At 64.4% G+C, this 18,381-nt stretch carries 16 protein-coding genes; 3 read left to right on the top strand and 13 right to left on the bottom strand.

Translation table 11 applies throughout. From position 1 onward, the window contains the following. Positions 1 to 56: 56 nt before the first annotated feature. The 6 genes from AC1DNE_RS17585 to AC1DNE_RS17560 all read right to left on the bottom strand — a co-directional run bounded on the left by AC1DNE_RS17585 (position 57) and on the right by AC1DNE_RS17560 (position 4,559). A complete protein-coding gene (locus tag AC1DNE_RS17585) occupies positions 57 to 824 on the bottom strand; it encodes an SGNH/GDSL hydrolase family protein (protein ID WP_476765557.1) in 768 nt (255 codons plus the stop codon). After that, positions 821 to 1,381 (bottom strand): hypothetical protein, encoded by a 561-nt coding sequence (locus tag AC1DNE_RS17580; protein WP_476841138.1) that lies wholly within the window; start codon positions 1,379 to 1,381, stop codon positions 821 to 823. Before AC1DNE_RS17580 ends, AC1DNE_RS17585 begins: the two co-directional genes overlap by 4 nt. A gap of 101 nt (positions 1,382 to 1,482) precedes the next feature. After that, positions 1,483 to 2,826, bottom strand: a complete 1,344-nt coding sequence (locus AC1DNE_RS17575; protein WP_476765555.1) for an ATP-binding protein — start codon at positions 2,824 to 2,826, stop codon at positions 1,483 to 1,485. After that, a complete protein-coding gene (locus tag AC1DNE_RS17570) occupies positions 2,823 to 3,539 on the bottom strand; it encodes a response regulator (RefSeq protein ID WP_476765554.1) in 717 nt (238 codons plus the stop codon). The genes AC1DNE_RS17575 and AC1DNE_RS17570 overlap by 4 nt, the downstream gene beginning before the upstream one ends. Positions 3,540 to 3,599: 60 nt before the next feature. After that, entirely contained in the window at positions 3,600 to 3,920 is a 321-nt protein-coding gene (locus AC1DNE_RS17565; protein WP_441471876.1) for a hypothetical protein, read from the bottom strand. 282 nt (positions 3,921 to 4,202) lie between these two features. Further along, positions 4,203 to 4,559 (bottom strand): putative quinol monooxygenase, encoded by a 357-nt coding sequence (locus tag AC1DNE_RS17560; RefSeq protein WP_441471875.1) that lies wholly within the window; start codon positions 4,557 to 4,559, stop codon positions 4,203 to 4,205. Between the two features lie 111 nt (positions 4,560 to 4,670). Between AC1DNE_RS17560 and AC1DNE_RS17555 the strand changes: the two genes are divergently transcribed. Further along, on the top strand, positions 4,671 to 4,961 hold the full coding sequence (locus tag AC1DNE_RS17555; protein WP_441471874.1) for an ArsR/SmtB family transcription factor: 291 nt from the start codon (positions 4,671 to 4,673) through the stop codon (positions 4,959 to 4,961). 165 nt (positions 4,962 to 5,126) lie between these two features. Here the strand turns inward: AC1DNE_RS17555 and AC1DNE_RS17550 are convergent, their stop codons facing one another. Beyond that, positions 5,127 to 6,656, bottom strand: coding sequence for an MFS transporter (locus tag AC1DNE_RS17550; protein ID WP_441471873.1), 1,530 nt, complete (start codon positions 6,654 to 6,656; stop codon positions 5,127 to 5,129). 164 nt (positions 6,657 to 6,820) lie between these two features. Between AC1DNE_RS17550 and AC1DNE_RS17545 the strand changes: the two genes are divergently transcribed. Next, positions 6,821 to 7,675: a LysR family transcriptional regulator gene (locus tag AC1DNE_RS17545; RefSeq protein ID WP_441471872.1), complete on the top strand. Its 855-nt coding sequence runs from the start codon at positions 6,821 to 6,823 to the stop codon at positions 7,673 to 7,675. A 755-nt stretch (positions 7,676 to 8,430) separates the two neighbouring features. Here the strand turns inward: AC1DNE_RS17545 and AC1DNE_RS17540 are convergent. Continuing rightward, positions 8,431 to 11,931: an ATP-binding protein gene (locus AC1DNE_RS17540; protein WP_476765551.1), complete on the bottom strand. Its 3,501-nt coding sequence runs from the start codon at positions 11,929 to 11,931 to the stop codon at positions 8,431 to 8,433. Between the two features lie 2 nt (positions 11,932 to 11,933). Next, on the bottom strand, positions 11,934 to 13,202 hold the full coding sequence (locus tag AC1DNE_RS17535) for a metallophosphoesterase family protein (RefSeq protein WP_476765550.1): 1,269 nt from the start codon (positions 13,200 to 13,202) through the stop codon (positions 11,934 to 11,936). Positions 13,203 to 13,393: 191 nt separating this feature from the next. Between AC1DNE_RS17535 and AC1DNE_RS17530 the strand changes: the two genes are divergently transcribed. Further along, positions 13,394 to 13,627 (top strand): glycine betaine ABC transporter substrate-binding protein, encoded by a 234-nt coding sequence (locus tag AC1DNE_RS17530; RefSeq protein ID WP_476765549.1) that lies wholly within the window; start codon positions 13,394 to 13,396, stop codon positions 13,625 to 13,627. A 74-nt stretch (positions 13,628 to 13,701) separates the two neighbouring features. Here the strand turns inward: AC1DNE_RS17530 and AC1DNE_RS17525 are convergent, their stop codons facing one another. The 4 genes from AC1DNE_RS17525 to AC1DNE_RS17510 all read right to left on the bottom strand — a co-directional run bounded on the left by AC1DNE_RS17525 (position 13,702) and on the right by AC1DNE_RS17510 (position 18,380). Beyond that, positions 13,702 to 14,916 (bottom strand): GGDEF domain-containing protein, encoded by a 1,215-nt coding sequence (locus AC1DNE_RS17525; RefSeq protein WP_476765548.1) that lies wholly within the window; start codon positions 14,914 to 14,916, stop codon positions 13,702 to 13,704. A gap of 266 nt (positions 14,917 to 15,182) precedes the next feature. After that, positions 15,183 to 16,325 (bottom strand): MFS transporter, encoded by a 1,143-nt coding sequence (locus AC1DNE_RS17520; protein ID WP_441471867.1) that lies wholly within the window; start codon positions 16,323 to 16,325, stop codon positions 15,183 to 15,185. A 71-nt stretch (positions 16,326 to 16,396) separates the two neighbouring features. Continuing rightward, entirely contained in the window at positions 16,397 to 17,383 is a 987-nt protein-coding gene (locus AC1DNE_RS17515; RefSeq protein ID WP_441471866.1) for an ABC transporter ATP-binding protein, read from the bottom strand. Continuing rightward, positions 17,376 to 18,380, bottom strand: a complete 1,005-nt coding sequence (locus AC1DNE_RS17510) for an ABC transporter ATP-binding protein (protein ID WP_441471865.1) — start codon at positions 18,378 to 18,380, stop codon at positions 17,376 to 17,378. The genes AC1DNE_RS17515 and AC1DNE_RS17510 overlap by 8 nt, the downstream gene beginning before the upstream one ends. Position 18,381: the final 1 nt, after the last annotated feature.

The following is an 18,381-nucleotide window of genomic DNA, read 5'->3' as shown; positions in this document are numbered from 1 at the left end:
AGGGCCCCGATCACTTGGACGGCGAGGACCGGCGACTGCATCGCCGCGGCGCCAGCTCAGGGAAGAGCCGGAATACCGAGGCCGCTGCATATCTCCGTCTCCCGGTCCCGCACGAAACGAGCATAGTTTCGCAGATGGACGCCGTCGCTGAATGCCGCGCGCGGCTCCGGGATCTGCGCCACCCCGGCAAACAAGTCGAGATACAGGCAACCTTTCGGTTCGCAGGACTGAGCCAGCATGGCGGAATAGCGGGTCGCTGCCGCCCGCGGGAACAACGCTTCCTCCTTGCTCGCGACCGGGGGGATCGCGATCAGGGCACGGCGGCCGCTCCAGCTTGCCAGTCTCTGTTTGAGGGCGACGAGCGTTGTTCGGAAGCCGCTTTCCGCTTCAGCGGACTGCGGATTCCGCTTCGCCCCGATATCGTTCGTACCGACGGAAAGCAGCACGGCCTGTGCTTTGCGCGGCGGCGTAATCTTGCGCGCCAGATCGAGGACATCGCTCACGGTTGCGCCGGAAACACCGGCATTGACGACGGGCAAACCGCAAAGGCTGGGCAGATAGAGCCTTTCGGCATGGGAGTCGCCCAGCACCATGATATAGGGTCCCTCGACCTGGTCGAGCTGGGTCTGGATGGTCTTCAGGCGGACCTGCTGGAAGCCTTCGAAGGCGCGTGGGGCGCGGTTGTCCGCAAGCCAGCCATGGCCAATCCAGCCAGCAGCGAGCGCAAGCAGAAGCGCGGGAACGGCGGTCCCGATCAGCGCCGGCAGGCTTATCGCGCGGCCGGTCGATCGCGGCCGGCGAACAAAGGCAACGATGGCGCTCATAGGACGCGTGCCAGGGAGGCGAGCGAGCCAACGAAAGCGATCATCCGTCCCGCAACGGAAACGTGCCTCTCTTTGACGGTCGCGCCTTCGCTAACGTTCTGAGGCTCGTGCAGGGAAGCGGGCCTCATCGGCGGCAACGCGGCGAAGGCGACAGGCGGTCTGCGAGGGCGAGCGGCTGCGCGGGGCGGCTTCTGCGCGCGTGCTTCTTGGGCCTTCGCTTTGGCGATGAGAGGGTGGTCGTCGATGGCCGGTGCCTTCGCGATAATGAACTCGCCTGCGATCGACGAATCCAGCCCGGCATGCATGTCGAGCGCAGCCAGTTCCGCTCGCTCAGGACCAGCGAGCGGATCGGCGAAATGGACGGTCGCCGGCGCGCTGTTCGGGAGCCTGTCGATGATCTTTCCGGACGGGCTCAATTGCAGGGTTGCAGGACTGGGCTGCGGCGATGCCGGCGCTTCGGGGCCAAAGGAGGCGGCGAAGCCGATCAGGGATGTCAAAGCGACGGCTGACAATATCAGCGCGGTCAGTCTGTGAGGATAGCTGGCAAGTGCGACCATATGTGTCCCGTTCGGTTCCTCGGGACTATCGCGGGGCGTTCGGGCGAAATGCCGGCGCCAATGTTGCCGAATGTTTCGCGGGCGTTGAAAGTTGTAAGCGCTCAGGCGTTCGCGGAAGCAGGGGGCGACTGCCTCGGCAAGCTGATGCGCACCAGCAGGCCACGCGGGTGATTGTCGTGTAAGGTCAGCTTGCCGTCATGCCCGGCCGCGATCGACTGGGCGATGGCGAGGCCGAGGCCGAACCCCTCCGAATCGATCCGCCCCCGCGCTTCGTCGCCGCGCATGAAGGGCTCCAGAAGCCGCGATCGATCGACTTCCGGAATACCCGGGCCGTCGTCGGCCACCTCGATCAGGAGGAGCCCGGCTTCCTCGCGGAGGCGGACGATCACGTCGTTGCCATAGCGCACCGCGTTTTCGACGAGATTGGTGACGGCGCGCTCCAGTTGCTGTGCGTCTCCGATTGTGACCGCCCGCCGCGGCCCCTCATAGCGTGTTGCCTTGCCCATATCGCTGAACTCGTCCGCGACGGTCTGGAGCAAGCTTGAAAGGTCGAAAGCGCCACGCTTTTCGCGGCGGCTGGCACCGCGCAGATAGGAAAGCGCGCCCTGCACCATGGTGTCCATGTGCTCCAGATCGCGCGTGAACTGGCCGCGCAGGACATCATCCTCGATGAACTCCACGCGCAAACGCATGCGTGTGATCGGCGTCCTCAGATCGTGGCTGATCGCCGCCAGCATGCGCGTGCGGTCCGCGAACAACGCATGGATACGATCTCTCAATCTGTTGAGGGCGCGAGCGGCCGTGCGAACCTCGATCGGCCCCTCCTCACGCAGCGGCGACGGATCACGGTCGATCGAGAATTCTTCCGCAGCCGAGGCAAATCGCGCGAGCGGCGCAGTGATGCCCCGGGAGGCCCAGAGGGTCAGTGCGCCGATATTGAGCCCGACAAGGATGATCGTGACGAGTACCAGCATGGAGAAGGGGCGCGGTGGCGGCGCTCCCATGGCACCGGCGACGATCTCGACATCGAGCCCTGTGCGGTCGGGAAGCTGGATCGAAAAGCCTCGCGGTAGCCTGTCTTGTTCCGTCGCCGCGTTCGGCCATGCGGTGAAGCCGCTTCCCAGGCGCGGCGCCATTCCGTCGGCGTCCATAGGGCGCGGTGCCGATCGCGACGGATCAAATCCTTTGTCGGACAACGCAAAACGGAAGCGCTCGTCGGCCTTGTTCGCCGCCTCCACGATCAGCTGCCGTTGTTGCGGCGGCGCCGCCGCCACGAGTTTCGCGATGGCCGCAATACCCTCGAATGCAGGCGGGCCCGGTCTGTCGCGCGGTGCCTGCCACACCAGCACGCCCGCGAGAATGAGATAGATCAAGCCGATCACGCCAACGACAAGCAGCGCGATCTGGCTTCCGATCCGGGCAGGCAGGCGGAACGGGTGGGTCATTGCCGCTCGACGGACGGAGTGAAGAGATATCCGCCCGAGCGGATCGTCTTGATCAGTTCGGGCTCGCGCGGCTCACGTTCGATCTTCTGACGAAGGCGGCTGATCAGGATATCGATGCTGCGCTCGAACGGGGCAGCCGTCCGGCCCTGCGTCAGATCGAGCAGGACATCGCGCGAGAGCACGCGCCCGGGTCGCTCGCAGAATGCCCGCAGCAAATCGAACTCAGCGCCGGTCACGGCGACCCGGACATTGTCCGGGTTCGTCAGCTCGCGGTTGTTCGCATTCAGCGTCCAACCCACAAAGGCAAAGGCGCCGGGAGGCTCGTTCGGATCGGCCTGTCCGCCGCCTTGTCGTCGCATCACCGCCCTGATGCGCGCCAGCAACTCCCGCGGGTTAAAGGGCTTGCCGAGGTAGTCGTCTGCCCCCATTTCGAGACCGATGATCCTGTCCACATCCTCGCTGCGGGCGGTCAGCATGATGATCGGAATCTGCGTCGTCAGGCGCAGCCGTCGGCAGATCGACAGTCCGTCTTCGCCGGGCAGATTGAGATCGAGCACAATCAGGTCGAACCTGCCCTCCCGCAAGATCCGGTCCATTTCTCGCCCGTCGCGCGCCGCTGAAGTCCGCATGCCGTTCTGCGACAGGTAGCGTGCCACGAGGGCGCTGATCTCGCGGTCGTCTTCGACGATCAGGATATGCGCCGTTACGCTCACTTCATCATCCCATGCTTCAACCGGCGCGAGGATATCGGACCCGCGGTTCCCGCGCAGCCGTCATCGTGTTCCGGGCTGATAGGTGACGTCACGACATCTGATCGTGCCGTTCGCGGTGATCCGAACTGCTCCGATGCCTCGCTCTCGCCCCGTCACCGGGTCGCGATAGACCATGCGACGGCAGGCCGAAGCGCTGTCGACGATGCCTGGATCGAGGACGCGCAGCAGCAGGGCGATAATCCATACAGCACCGATCGCCGACGCGGCGATCCGCTGGGCGCGCATCACAGCAGAGCCCGGCTTTGATGATGAATTGGTACCCGACATGGATGTTCCGACGATATCTATGATCGTCGGATAGACCGTCTTTGTTTCGGCCATGCCGGACAGATGTTGCTGGGACGTTTCCGCTTGTATCCAAATGCATCTTGGAACCCGACACTCCGGTGAGCTGCGGTGTGTCGGGTATTTCCCGCGTTCACCCGGGCTGAACCTGGTGCGGCTTTCGGAAAGGAAATCAGCCGGTCACGATTGGCTAGCCGCGCGACCTCGGGTTCATCGCGCCGGACCGCGCACCCCGCAGCCCGGTGCGCCCTGCACCTATGTGACGATACTCGCCTTCCTGTCGCAATTCGGTTTCGTTGCCCTCGCCGGGACGCGAGACTACAGACGCGTCGGATAACGACTCGCCATACGAAGCCAGCGAATTTGCAAGTCTCCCTCGAGATAGCGCGTGCGATCGGCCAGGAAGGCGGCGATGTAGGGCTGCTTCAGATGGGCCGCCAGCGCTTCGCGGCTGCTCCAGACCTCGTAGAAGGCAAAAAGGTCGGGGTCGTTACGATCGCGGTGCACATGATAGGCCAGCGCTCCCGTCTCAAGGCGGGTTGGCGCAACCAGCGACAGCAGATGCGTTTCGAGGGCATCCGCTTCTCCGGGCTTCGCCCTCGCAGTCCCCATCAGGGCGTAAGGTCCGGTTTCATCCGCATCGGGCAGCGGTAGATCAACAGCGGATTGAGACATCGCCTCTCCTTATGGTAAGTCTTTGATCGTACCTTATCGAATTTATGGTAAGGCTCAAGCCTTACCTGGGGATGGAGGGCAAGATTGCCGGACGGAGAAGGACATCCGGAAGTGGCCGAGATCTCATTTGGTCCGGTCCTGGCGGCACTCGCCGATCCGCTGCGCCGTCGCGTGGTGGCGGAGCTCGCGCGCGCTCCCGAAGGCACGCAGAGAACCTGCGCGTCGTTCGGCTTTGCGGTCAGCAAGGCTTCACTGACACACCATTTTCGCGTCTTGCGTGAAGCGGGCCTGATCCGGCAGGTAAATCGGGGCAATAGCCGCGCGGCCACATTGCGCCGGGCCGAACTGGACAGGCTTTTCCCTCATCTTCTCGATCTGGTCGCGGCCGAGCAGGCCTCATGAAATCGCGCGGCTCTTTATCGCGGCCCGCCTCGTGGCCTTCGCAGGCTCGCTTCTCTTCGCCGGGCCCTCTGTGCGGACGCGGCTTGAGCGCGCCGAACAGCACGGCATAACGCTGTCCAGCGGTATGCCGCATCGTCCACGAGCGTGTGCCAGAATTTCCGGATGTCAGGCCGTACAATCTCGGGAGAGCTTTCTGGCTTGGCCAAACACCATCAAGCTCACTGCTGCGAGCAGCCACGCGCTCAAGCCGCCATAGAGCATGACCCGTCCGAAGCCGTCGGCTAGGGCCTGGCGGACGATGGTGTCGGATATGCCCTGTCCCGGTGAGCCTGCGGTCCCGGCAGCAATTCTTTCGGCGAGCGAGCGCAGAGCAGACGGGTCCGCGTCCAGCGGCAGGTTCGTTCTGAGCGAAGACAGCACACCTTCGACCAGAATAAAGCCCATGATGGGAATGTTGATGGCGAGCGAGATCATCCGTGCGCTCATGTCGATGCCGGAGGCCATGCCGGAGCGCGCAGGGGGAACCGATCCCGTTGTCGTGTTGGTGACCGGCGTATTGGTCAGGCCAAGGCCGACACCGGCCAGGATGCAGCCCGGCAGCATCGTCAACCAGTTCGCGCTCGCGGCCGCGCTGCCGAACTTCATCATAATGAAGCCGAGCCCGATGGTGAACAGGCCGGCCGGAATCACGAGGCGGGGCTGGTAGCGCAGCGACAAGCGCTCGGCCAGCGGCGGCACGACCAGGGCCGGCAGCGTATAGGCGAGCAGCCCGAGACCGGCGGCGACGCTGTCATAGCCAAGGCCCGCCTGGAACCAAATCGGCAAATAGATCATGAACGGCCAGAAGCTCATGTTCATCGCGGCCGAGCCGACGATCGCACCGGAAAACGGCCGGATGCGGAACACCGAGAAGTCAACCATCGGCCTCGGGCTAAGCTTTTCCGCGATGACGAAGGCGATGAAGCTCGCGAAGGACACGCCGAGAATTGAAAGCGCTGTCAGGCTGGCAAAGCCGAGTACCGGTCCCTGAGTGATAAAGAATGCGAGGCAATATACGGCGGCCGACAATGTGACGATGCCGACGAAGTCGAGACGGATCGCGTCCGGGTCGCGCGATTCCCGTACGCCGCTGGCTGCCAGCAAAACCGTCATGATGCAGAGGACTGCATGGACGAGGAACACCCATTCCCAGCTCCAGAGCGCGACGATGACGCCGCCGATGATCGGACCGAACCCCAGCCCCACACCGGAGACGATGCCCCACCAGCCGAAGGCCATGCCACGCTCGGTGGGCGTGCGGAACTGGTGCGACAGGATGGCGATCTGGCACACCAGCATCGCCCCGCCGCTCAAGCCCTGAAGGAAACGGGCGCCGATCAGCACCGCGACGCTCGTCGTGACCCCGCAGGCGAGCGATGCCATGCCAAAGGCGACGATGCTGGCGATGAACACGCGTTTGCGCCCGAAGCGGTCGGCGAGCGCGCCCGCAGCCATCAGCACCATCGTCACGCCGATCGTATAGGCGTTCATGATCCACTGAAGCTGCCGGAAATCCGCGTGGAGCACCTGCTCCAGCGTCGGCAGGATCGCCGGGACGCTGGAGATCTCCAGTCCGAACATCAGGGCAGACAGGCAAACGGCGGCGAGCGCGACAGCACTTCGGCTACCGGTTGGTGCGGATACGGCGATAGTCATGGTTCAGTCTTTCGATGTCGGGGGCGCAACGGCGAAGCCGGTCATGACATAAGGCGCATGTGCTTCGGTTCGCGCGTTGCGGAGTCGAGGCAAGCTAGCGAAACCTTGACCATGCCAAAACTGGATGGTTGTATATTTCAGAGACAACATATCCGGATCATTAAATGGCCGCGCTCGACGTGGACGCCGTCCAGGCGTTCGTCACCATCGCCGATCTCCAGAGCTTCACCCGGGCCGCCGAGGCGCTCGGGACGACGCAGGGCGCCATCAGCGTGAAGCTCAAGCGACTGGAAGACCGGCTCGGCCAACGCCTCATCGAACGCACGCCCCGCTCGGTGCGCCTGTCCGCGCAAGGGGCGGTGTTCCTCGTGGGCGCGCGCGACTTCCTCGCGGCTCACGACCGTGCCATGGCGGGTCTTGTTGCGGGGCGCCGCCGCTTCGGTCTCGGCATCGCCGCCCATGTGGCCGGGCCGGAGGTTCCGACCCTTCTGGCCCGGCTCAACGCCCATGATCCCGGCCTGACCATTGAAGTGCGGATGGACAATTCGCGCGTGCTGCTGGACGCTTTCGATCGCGGCGAACTGGACGCCGCCATCATTCGGCGCGAGGAAGACCGGCGCGACGGCGAGGTGCTGGGGCTGGAGCATTTCGGCTGGTTCGCGGCCCCAGGATTCGAACATCGTCAGGGCGAGCCTTTGCGGCTGGCCGCGCTCTCGCCCGCCTGCGGCGTGCGCGACATCGCCGCCCGCGCGCTGGACACCGCTTCCATACCCTGGACGGAGGTCTTCCTTGGCGGCACGTCATCCATGGTGACGGCAGCCGTCTCCGCCGGCCTTGCCATCGCGGCCTTTTCCTGTCGTCTCGTCCCTCCCGGCACGATCGAGGTCAGCCAGCGCTTTGGCCTGCCTCCACTTCCCTCGACCGAGATCGTGATGTTCTCCACGCTTACCGATGCGAAATCCCGTGAGGCCCTCCGTGCGCTGGCTGCCGGGTTCCGGGAGCACCGTCCGGGCGCGTGAGAGAGGAAGCCAAAGAGGACCTTCGTCCTCTTCCACGATGCCAGGCATGCTAGCTGGTGGAATTTTCCACCAGGGGACGAGAACTGCCGGAGGTTGCCTCGCTGCGTTCCTGCGACTGGTAACCCATTGGGGTCGTTCGCAAGTCGTGCTTCAAACTTGAACCCACCTGGCGACACCAGCGATTCCGATAATTTACATTATGGAACAAAGGCAAATGCCGGGCATCTCGGCGATCTCGGTCCTGAAATAGCCTGCCAGCGCGAGCGCGTGGATCTTCTCCGCTTTGGTTTTCATATCTTCCAAAGCCGGAAAAGCGGTCTCGCGGTTGTGCTTCATACACAGACCTAAGCCATTGCGGCCGCGAGATGCACCCGGCTTTTTCCAGCAGTCTCCTGGGTCAGCCCAACGATGTCCAGAAGCTCGCTCGTGGTGTCCCGGTCTGCCGCTAGATTACAATGCGTCGACATTTGAGGGGCTGAGAAGAGCCCGGCGCGGCAGTTGGCAGTCGGCCAGCCGGTAGAATCCGCGACGATCACGGGCCCAGGCGAAGCGATGGTCGATCGCTAAAATCTGGAGGGTGACGATCTGCTCGCTTCTCCGTAGAAGGAGCCGATTTTCGAGGCGCCTAGTCGGCCCTCGATCGAACGAGCGATCTGGGGCTTAGGTAGGGTCTAAGCGGCGGGGCGCGACACGCCCTCGATGCGCCAGAAGCCGACCTTGACGTTTTGCCTGAAAGCAGACGTTGTCGAGGGGCGTCAGGCTATCAAACGCGCTGCTTCTGGCGCGTCCAGCCTGTGCAAACGGACTGTTGGGCAGACCCGCTGAGCAATCTCGCAAAGGTGCTGATGGTGTGTCAGGTAGATGACCTGACCATTCCGCGCCATATCCGCGAACAGCCGGAACGCTTCCTCGGCGCGAAAATCGTCGAACGTCTCCATGATGTCGTCGGCCACGAACGGCACGGTGCGGCGTGCCTTTGCGAATTCATGGTATCCGGCGACGCGCAGCGCGAGATAGAGCTGGAAGCGCGTGCCCTTCGACAGCTCGTCCGCGGCTTTCGAGCCGCCGCCGGCAGCAAGGGCGATCAGCGTCTCGCCATCCTTCCCGGGCTGCGCCGCAAGGCCGGAATAGGCGCCCCGACTGATTGTCCTGAACGCGGCCGAGGCCTGCTCCATCATCGAGCTGCGATGGCGCTCCCGATAGATCGAAAGCGCCTGTTCCGCCGCGGCGATGCCGGCGCGCAATTGCAGATAGCGCAGCGCTCCGTCCTCGATCTCCAGCAAGGTCGTGCGGCGACGTTCTTCGATCTCGGCGACCCTGGCATCGCCGCCGATGGCCTCGACCTGATCGATCGCCGTCGCGCGGGCTGCGAAGAGTTCGTGGCAGCGCTGGTCCTGATCCTCGAACCGCACCTTCAGCTCGTTCCATTCGGCCTCCAGCGCCGGCCGGACCACGCTGTCGAGCGCCGCCTCGGCACTGGCGAGGTCGTCGCTGCGCAGCGCCTCGCAGATGTCGCGCTCGGCTTCGCCCGCCCGCTCCAGCAGCGCCCGGCGCTGCGCGATCCGATCTAGCGCTTCGGCGACATTGGCCAGCGAGCTCGCGTCGAAAAAGGCGATCATCCGCTGCGTTTGGCCGGCATGGATCCTATGCTTCTCGACCAGCTTGCGCTGCCGATCCGCCGCGGTCCCCAGTTGGGCGGATAGTTGCGTGCGACGGTCCTCGCTGGCGCCGGCCTGCCGGACCCTGTCGACGATCTCCCGGATGCTGTCGAGCACCGGCATCTCGCGCGGAATGCCCAGAGCCTGCGCGAGAACCGCGACCTCTTCTCGAAACGCCGCCTGGTCCTTCTCCATCTTGTCGATGCGGTCGACGAGGCCCGCGCGCTTCTCCAGCGTCGGCGCGAGATCGGCCATCGCGGTCAGGATCTCGCGCACGACGCCGAGGGCGGGGACCGAACCCGCTTCCGCCAGCCAGCAACTGCGGCAGGTCGCGGACCAGGCCTCGACCCACTCCCGCTCCTTCGTCGCTGCCTGTTCCGCCGTGCGCTCGCGCATCGCCACATCGCGCTGCCGGTCCGTCAGCTCTGCGTAGAGCCGCCGCAACTGCGACTCGTTCTCCAGGCCGGCCTGGGCTTCCGCGAGCAGGGTGCCGACATCGGCGTCCTCCACAGCGGAGAGTCCTGCTCGCGCCAGCGCGGCCGAAAGTTGAGCCCGCGCCTCGCGGATGTCCGCCTGCGCTGCATTCAGATCCCGTTCGGCGGCCCGCACTGCCTCCCGCGCCTCCAGGGCCCGGTCTCGACGCGACAGCCAATCCTCAAGTTCCGGCAAGGGCGGCACCGGGGACCAGGACGGCGCCATGACACGCACAGCTTGCGCGACCTCAGCGTCGATGCCGTCGAGAGCGGCCGCGGCGTTCGCGGCCAGCTCCTCCGCGCGGGCGAGATCGGCCTGCGCGACGGCCAAGGCCTGCCCGCTCTGATGCAGCCTCGCCAGCTCGGACATATGCGAGAGACGCCCGCCGCCGACGAGGTCGTCATGGCGCAGGGCCGCCTCGAAGATGTCTGCCGAGGTTGTATCGAGCACGCGCCGATGCACCGCCCAGGCCTGTTCGCGCCGGGCCCGGATCTCGGCCGCCTCCCGGTCGGTCACGATGCCGGTCGTCGCGGCAAGGCCCGCACGCTCAGCCTCGACATGCCGCATCTGGGTCGTCAGCCGCTCGATCTCCCGCCGGTGCTGGGTCAGCAGGGTTTCGCTCTCGCCCCGGGACGCTTTCCAGCGCCGCAGCATGTCCGGTCTGGGGATTGTCATGCCGGCGAGCTGATCGACCGTGCCCTGCCAGGGGTGGAGCGCCGGTACGCGCTCGTCGAGGATCTCCTGCGCCGCCGCCCGCGCCCGCTCGGCGAGGCGCGAGCGCACCTGATGATCGGCCGACCGCAAGGCCTCGACCGTTGCCGCCAGCGCCGCGATTGCGCGCGCTCGATCCTGGGAAGCGGGCTCGGCCCGATCCGCCTTCGGCAGCTTGGCCGCGGTCTCCGCGAGGCGTCGTCGGGTCTCGGCGAGTTCTTCCCCGGCATTGCGCAGGGCGGCATCGAGGCCCGACCTCGCTTCGATCAGCTCGCGCAGCCGGCCGGTCGTAGCGGCGGTCAAGACGAGACGCTGCGGCTCGGCCTCCCCGTCGCGTTCGATCCGCTGCAGGATGCCGGAAACCTGCAGATCGAGCTGGCGCAATTGCAATCTGCGTTCGGGGAGGTCCCTCTCCGCCGTGATGTAGCGTGCCCGCAGCTCGGTCAATCGCTCCAGCCCCTCCGCTTGCCGAAGAGCGGCCTCGTCGACGACGATCGCCCGGATCTCGTGGCGCAACCGCTCGATCTCTTCGCGGCTAGCTTGGCTCTGGACGCCGAGCGCGATCTCTTCCTTCTGCAGCGCCGGCAGTTCGGCCGCCCAGCCGGGCGGGACTTCCGGCAAACCGGCGAGGGGCGCGAGGCGCTCGCGATCGGCCCGCAGCGCGACGAGCCGGGGCAATGCCGCAAGATGACGCTGAATCTCGTCCATGCGGGCCTGGAGGCGCGCGCGCTCTCCGACCGCTTCGTCATATTGGCCGGTGGCACGGTCCCGCGTCTCGATCAGGCGCGCATAGTCCGACGCCAGCGTGTCGAACTGCTCGCGCTCGGCCTTCAGCCCCGCGAGCCGGGCCTTGAGCTCCGCGAGCAAGCCGCTGCGAGCCCGGAACTTGTAGAACCTCTCCGTCTCGGCCCGCAGATCGAAAAGCTTGTGGCTGAGATGGGCGAGGCCGGCGCTGGCCGAGAACAGCAATTGCCCGAGATCGCCCTTGCTCGCCAGGATGCTCTCGCCGCCCTTCTCTAGGGTCTCGTCATCGAGCGAGAACATGGTGCGATAAGCGTCGCGCTCGATCCCGCCAATCTCCGCGCGGATGGCGCTTTCGGGCAGCGGACGATCCTCGGCATCGAGCAGGCTGTTCTGCGGTCGCTTGATGCGCGCGAATTCCCGCGTCTCACCATCTAACTCCAGCGCCGCGCCGATCCGCATCGTGGAATAGGGATGCAGGAAGCCGAAGGCGCTTTGCGGTCCCATGCCGAACAGGAGATCGAGAAAAGCCGAAAAGGTCGTCGACTTGCCGGCCTCGTTCGGCCCGTAGATCACATGCAGATCCGGCTCGCCGTCGCGCCGCGCGCCGAAATCGATGCTGTGATCGGTGAACTTGCCGTAGCGCGTCAGGTCGAGGCGGCAAAGGCGCATGCTCAGCCCCCCTCGCCCGCCGCCTGCAGCCGCGCGACCACCGTTTCCGCGCCGTCGCGGGCGAGGCGTGCGACACGCTCCCGGAAGGCGTCCTCGTCGGCGCCCAGCACGTCGCGGCATTCCTGTGGAAGCTGGCCCCGGATTTCCTCAGCCATGCCGGCCAGCGTGGCTGTGAAGGCATCGGAGCCGAGGATCTGCTCCTCGATCAGGCGATGGAGATCGGTGAGCGGGTCGCCCCGCGTCTCACCCGGCAGCGCGGGCGGCTGGCAGGAGATCTCCAGCTTCTCCACCCAGCATGAGCCGATGGCGGCAGCCCGGTCGTCGGCCTCGGTCTTCAACAGGTCCATGTCGCGGCGGATGCGCCAGGCCAGCGGCGTCGCTCCCACGACCTGCAGTCGCGCGACCAGGTGCGCGGAATCGATCGCGCTGCGTGTCGCCTCCAGAGCTCGCGCGACGCCCGACACCAGCTCCCGCCAATCCTCCATCCCGGTCGCGTCGACCGTGACCCGCTCGAACTGCGCGACGCTGGTCACGCGTTCCTCGATGCTGATGGAACGGTCGTCGCCGACAGCGACCAGCGAGACGGATTTCGATCCGGCCTCGTTGATATCGCGCCCCTGCGGCATGCCCGGCACCGCGATCATGCAGGCATCGTCGACAATGGCGCGCTTGTGGATATGGCCGAGCGCCCAGTAGCGAAAGCCCGTCGCCCGGAGGTCGGCCAGGCTGCAGGGCGCATAGAGGTCGTGGCCCGGGGTGCCGGCCAGGCTGGTGTGCAACATGCCGATATTGACCGCGCCCTCCACCGGCGGCCGGTACTTGCCGAGCAGGCTGTCCGGAGCATGCGGCTGCGCAAAGCTCAGCCCATGGACCACAATCGGAACCCGCCCCGCCGGGCCGGGAAGCTCCAGCGCCTCGGCGCGACCGCCGAAGACCTTGACCGAGTCCGGAAGCACCAACTCCTTCGTGATCCGCGACATCGCGTCATGGTTGCCGCGGATGATGAAGGTGTCGATGCCGGCTTGATCGAGCCGCCGGAGTTGCTCGGCCAGAAAGCGCGCCGTCTTCATCGAGCTCTGATCGCCATCATAAAGGTCGCCAGCGATCAACAGCGCGTCGACCTGCTCTGCGAGGCAGAGATCGATGATCCGCACGAAGGCATGTCGCGTCGCATTGCCGACCAGCTCCGCCAAATCTGGATCCCTGAGCGCAAGTGAACGCAGCGGGGAATCGAGGTGGATATCGGCGGCGTGGACGAAACGAAAAGTCACCGGATCTCCATGTTGCAGCGCTCTAGCCAACTCTCATTATCTCGGCCGGTGCTTGCTCTTCAATGCAAAGCAGCCGGTACGTCTCGATTGGAATGGCCTTACCCACGAGGCGCCAGAACCTGGGCGCTTCCGCTGCGCTTGGAAGCGAAAGTTGCTCGATTGGGTGGAGCGGTCTCCTGATCTGGGAAAGCGTGAGCCTTTACGTCATCGAACACCAGCTCGACAAATTCGGCCTGAAGGGCACCGTCAAGTCAGCGCGCGGCGCATACGAGGCGCTGATGGCCGAGGTGATCGCGCGGGTGATGCGCGGCGAGCCGACGCTCTACTACGACTGGGGCCCGTCCTGGGTGATGGGCAAGCTGGTGCCCGGCAAGGACGTCGTCTGGCTGCCGACGCCCTTCGACTCGCGGTGCCCCCGAACATGAAGGTTTCAGCGAGTGCCCTGGTGCCAGGCGTCAAGGGCTGCGTCGGCGGACAGGATCCCAGCTCATCATTTTGGCTAACTCGCCTTCAACTTAATAAGGTCGACTGGCCCGCGATGGCCGGCCGCTTGCCCATGCATCTGCGCCCGGAAAATCCCATCCCCGGAGCTGATCGCAACCTGATTGCGGCCATTGCCCTTGGCTGCATAGAGGGCCTCATCGGCAGAATGCAAAAGCGCTTCGAAGGCTTCGATGCCCTCTGAATATGCGACACCCGCGCTCACAGTGCACCCAAAGGCCCCGCGGCTTGTGTGAAAGATTTTGCTCCCAAGGCCCAGGCGGATTTCGTCGGCCAACATCGCAGCCATGACGAGCGACGTATCAGGCAGCAGCAATGCAAACTCCTCACCCCCCATACGGGCGGAGAGGCCACTTCTTGGTGTATTGGTCGCGAGGGTGCTCCCGAAAAAGCGCAGGACTTCATCTCCAGCCGCATGGCCATGGCTGTCGTTAATGCCCTTGAACCGATCGACGTCGAATAAGACGATTGTCGCGGGCCCTTTGATCTCGCCAGCCATGCGCTGGAGGAGCGCCCGCCGATTCAGCAGCCCCGTCAGCGCATCCGTTTCCGCATCCTGCTTGTGCCCTCGGGCGAGCCGCGACTGATTGAGAGCAAGAGACAACGCGCCGATGCCCGCGAGTGTCGTCAGGCAAATGACGATGTTCAGATCCTCGGCCCAGTTGTCGGGCGCGGACGCCAAGATCCAGTGCCCGCCGAGAAGCAGAAGCGCCGCGCAGGGCACGAAGGAGGTGGCAGTCAGGAGGTAAAGGCCGCTCAGCGCCGTTATCGCGAAGCGATCCTCCGCGCGTCCACGCCAGTAATCCCGAGCGGTGATCAGAAGGATTGTTGCCGCAGCCAGATTCAAGATGATGATCGATGCGCCGTTGTAGCCGGATAGCATGGGAACGGCCATCGCAGTCGAGGAGCCGATAGCCATGAGGCTCATCACCTTCCAAGGCAGGCGCTTCGAGCGAAACTCTCGTCCAGCCCCATAGACACATGCCAGACCGACCAGCAGGGCGGTGTAGCCCATTGTGCCCACAACGGGTGAAAGCGAGCGAGTATACGAGCTGTAGCCAAATACGCCCAACGCCATGAGCGAGACGCCGATCGTCCAGACGATGAGGAAACGCTCACTGCGAGTGACCAGCCAATTCACGAAGAATGCCGCCGCGAGGCCGAGCGCCGACAGCGAAAATGCCGTGAAAAGTGAACCTTGATCGAGAAGCACAGCGCGTCCGCGGTCCGAGAGCTTGGGACGTCAGTCTGCGAGAGCCGGCGATTAGGAAGCGTTAAAATGGCGCGCGCACATGTGCGGTTTCAGAGGTCCTTTATCGCCCCCTCTCGCCGCTCGATTCCGCCAGCAAGGTGCCAGACCTTCGGTTGCCCCATGATGGACCAACGTTGCCCGGGTCCGGCGGAAATGGCGAGATCGATATCTCCCAGGGATTCTCGCTGAAAGCAGACACACCACAGGCAGCCTCTGAAGCGCGAGCTTCATTCCTCAGGCACGAGGATCAAGCACGCCACTCCGGAAAGCGCACAGGCGAAGAAGCCAAGGTCGAAACGGGACGTAAAGCTTAGTGTCATCGCAAATGCTGATGGCGCGACGACGTAACCGAGGAAAATGACGAGGGTGGCAGCGGAAGAAGCCTCCCGAACGAGTGTAGGAGGACAAGCCCGGGCGATTTCGGACAACTGGACACCGTTCCAGCTAGATACAGTGATGCCCGCGACCGCAGCGATGATGCAATAGACCGGGAAAGGCCATTCGGGCGTCGCCAGGGCCAATGTCAGGGAGGTCACACCTGACGCCAACCCGATCAAGCGCAACAGCAATCGTGGAACTCCAAGCCGATCGGAGAGCCAACCGAGAAAAACACGACCGGCGATGCTGGTTGCTTGCATCAATGCGTACAGCGCTCCGGCGGTCTCGAGGCTGTAGCCGAGCTGCGAGACCGCATACGTCATGAGATAGGCGAACCAGATCCCCTGCCCGATCGCCAGGCAAGCGCCCGCTGCCGCCAGACGAAACAAGGTCGACGAAGCTGTCAGCGTTCTGATCGGTGTCACCAGATTGGAGACGGAGAGGATCACCCCCAATCCAAACTTCAGTCCCCTCTCCCGATCTCGATCAAGCGCCTCTCGCATCGGCTGGACACTGGCGATGATGGCAAGCACAAAGACCGCAGAAGCAAGGAGGGCGATGCGCCAACCATAGGCTGCTGCGAGAGGAGGTAGTGCGAGCCCCGCAATGACTCCTCCGAGCGGCACTCCAGCCTGCTTGATCGAGAAAATCATGCTGCGACGGCCATGAGGTGCTGTGCGATGCAGGACATCGTTGCCCGCGGGCGACGATGGTCCGTACCCCACACCGATGAGCAGCGCGGCAATGCAGGCCGTCACCGTCCAGCTCGGCAGAAAGAGCGCCAGACCCAGGATTCCGATCATCAGCCCGACTTGGAGGGCTCGCACTGAACCGAGAGCTCTCAGATAGGGCGCACCCAAGGCAAGAAAGAGGATCGAACCGAGCGTGTTGAGGCTGGCAAGATACCCCACCACCGAAGCCGACCAGCCTCGCTCCTCGGCGAGAATGGGTGCAATGGTCGGGGGAATCCGGCTGAGGAACGCGGTGGCCATTTGAACCGCAACCATGGTCGCGAGAGCAAGCTGCCATGAAGGAGCGGCTACAGCTTTGAAGAGACCGGGCCTCACACGTTCAACTCGCGCCAGCGCAAGCATGCAACGCCGTGACCATCTTTGTCATCAAGTTCCGGTTGAGTGTCGGCACACTCCGATGTCGCGTACTGGCAACGCGTACGGAAGCGACACCCACTCGGAACATTGGACGGATCAGGCGGCTCACCTTGCAGCGAGAAATTCTCAGTAATGCGAGGCCCGCCGATCCGAGGTGCAGCCGACAGTAGCGCCTGTGTGTAGGGATGGCGCGGTGCGGCGAAAACCTCGGCGGTCCGCCCGATCTCAACGATCCTCCCGAGATACATGACGATGACGCGGTCGCAGATCGACTCCACGACAGCTAGGTCATGGCTGATGAAGAGGTAGGTCAGATCGAATTCTGACTTGAGGTCGCGGAACAGCCGCAGCACGGTCGCCTGCACCGAAACGTCCAGTCCCGACGTGGGCTCGTCGAAGATGACCAGTTCCGGCCCGAGAACCAGGATCCGAGCCAGACCAACCCGCCGCTGTTGGCCGCCGCTGATTTCATGCGGATAGAGATCCAGGTGCTCAACGGGCAGTCCAACCGCCTTGACGATCTCCTTGACCTTTTCCTCCCGCTTTTCCCTCGACCAGTCGGTGTGAATAATCAGTGGCTCGTGGAGCGAGCGGCGCAGTGTCCAGCGGGGGTCGAGGGAAGCGCCCGGATCCTGATAGACATACTGAAGACGCGCACGGATTTTGGAAGCACGCTTCTGGCCCGGCGAGGCAATCCTCTCGCCCAGCATCCGGACTTCGCCCTCACTTGGCTCGTGGATGCCCATGAGCGTCTTGCCGAGCGTGGACTTGCCGCAGCCGGATTCGCCGACAATTCCCAGAATTTCGCCAGGCTCGACGGCGAAGGAAACATCGTCCAGCGCGCGTAGGCTGCCAACCTTCCGATTCAGGAACCCTCGGACAGGGAAGTGCCGGGCCAGGTGGTCGACTTCGAGGATGGGGGGATTGTTGGCGTCAGACATGCGCAGCCTCCGCCTCGGCCGACCAGGGATGATGACACGCAACGGCGTGGCCATTGGGCTCGGCAATCAGCGTCGGCCTGCTATCGTGACAAACGTCCGTTGCGCGGGGGCAGCGTGGATTGAAGCGGCAACCGTTTGGGGCGTTGAGCGGACTGGGAACACCGCCGGGAATTCCGACAGGATCACGCCCGGGCGCGGGCAAACTATCGAGCAACATGCGCGTATAAGGATGGCGGGGATCGCCGAAGAATTGCTCGCGCGGCGCTATTTCTGCAGTCTGCCCAGCATACATTACCACCACGCGGTCGCAGATTTCCCAGGCCGCGCCGAGATCATGGGTCGTGAACAGGACTGAAACGCCTCGTTCGACCGCCAGCCGCCGCAGCAACCCCAGGATCTGCGCCTGGACCGTCACATCCAAAGCAGTTGTAGGCTCGTCGGCGATGATCATCCGAGGTTGAGGAAGAAGCGCCATGGCAATCATCACCCGCTGGCGCTGGCCGCCCGATAGCTGGTGAGGATACTTGTCCAGAATCGCCTTCGGCTGCGGCAACTGCACCGCATCGAGCATGGCGATGGCGCTAGCTTCATCTGCCTTGCGCGAACGGCCGAAGCTCCCCTTTTCGTCCCGAGGGGCTTTGAAGCGCATCAGGTCGTGGATCTGGGTGCCGATCCGAAACAGAGGATTGAAGCTCGCAAAGGGGTCCTGCGGGACAAAGGTAACGACACGGCCCCGCAGATGCTCGGCCGCCTTTCCTCCCGAGAGCATATCGACACCGTCCAGCCGGATGTGCCCGCTGTTGATCTCCGTCTGGCCTTCGGGAAGCGTTCCCAGGATCGCACGGGCGAGCGTTGACTTGCCACAGCCGGATTCGCCGACCAGTCCGACGATTTCACCAGGCTTCACGCTGAGATCGATCCGATCGAGGACCTTGGCGAGACCTTTTTCCGTTCGAAAGCCCAGGGACAGGGCCTGAATGTCGAGGAGATTGCTCATG

This window comes from Allobosea sp. 05L423 (assembly GCF_056397745.1).
Note: the sequence above shows the minus strand (reverse complement) of the source record. Positions and strands in the feature narration are given on the sequence as shown.

Bases quoted from the DNA above. Each gene is read 5' to 3' on its own strand.
- AC1DNE_RS17585 (WP_476765557.1), bottom strand. From the start codon at position 824: ATGAGCGCCATCGTTGCCTTTGTTCGCCGGCCGCGATCGACCGGCCGC.
- AC1DNE_RS17580 (WP_476841138.1), bottom strand. From the start codon at position 1,381: ATGGTCGCACTTGCCAGCTATCCTCACAGACTGACCGCGCTGATATTG.
- AC1DNE_RS17575 (WP_476765555.1), bottom strand. From the start codon at position 2,826: ATGACCCACCCGTTCCGCCTGCCTGCCCGGATCGGAAGCCAGATCGCG.
- AC1DNE_RS17565 (WP_441471876.1), bottom strand. From the start codon at position 3,920: ATGGCCGAAACAAAGACGGTCTATCCGACGATCATAGATATCGTCGGA.
- AC1DNE_RS17560 (WP_441471875.1), bottom strand. From the start codon at position 4,559: ATGTCTCAATCCGCTGTTGATCTACCGCTGCCCGATGCGGATGAAACC.
- AC1DNE_RS17550 (WP_441471873.1), bottom strand. From the start codon at position 6,656: ATGACTATCGCCGTATCCGCACCAACCGGTAGCCGAAGTGCTGTCGCG.
- AC1DNE_RS17545 (WP_441471872.1), top strand. From the start codon at position 6,821: ATGGCCGCGCTCGACGTGGACGCCGTCCAGGCGTTCGTCACCATCGCC.
- AC1DNE_RS17540 (WP_476765551.1), bottom strand. From the start codon at position 11,931: ATGCGCCTTTGCCGCCTCGACCTGACGCGCTACGGCAAGTTCACCGAT.
- AC1DNE_RS17520 (WP_441471867.1), bottom strand. From the start codon at position 16,325: ATGGCCACCGCGTTCCTCAGCCGGATTCCCCCGACCATTGCACCCATT.
- AC1DNE_RS17515 (WP_441471866.1), bottom strand. From the start codon at position 17,383: ATGTCTGACGCCAACAATCCCCCCATCCTCGAAGTCGACCACCTGGCC.
- AC1DNE_RS17510 (WP_441471865.1), bottom strand. From the start codon at position 18,380: ATGAGCAATCTCCTCGACATTCAGGCCCTGTCCCTGGGCTTTCGAACG.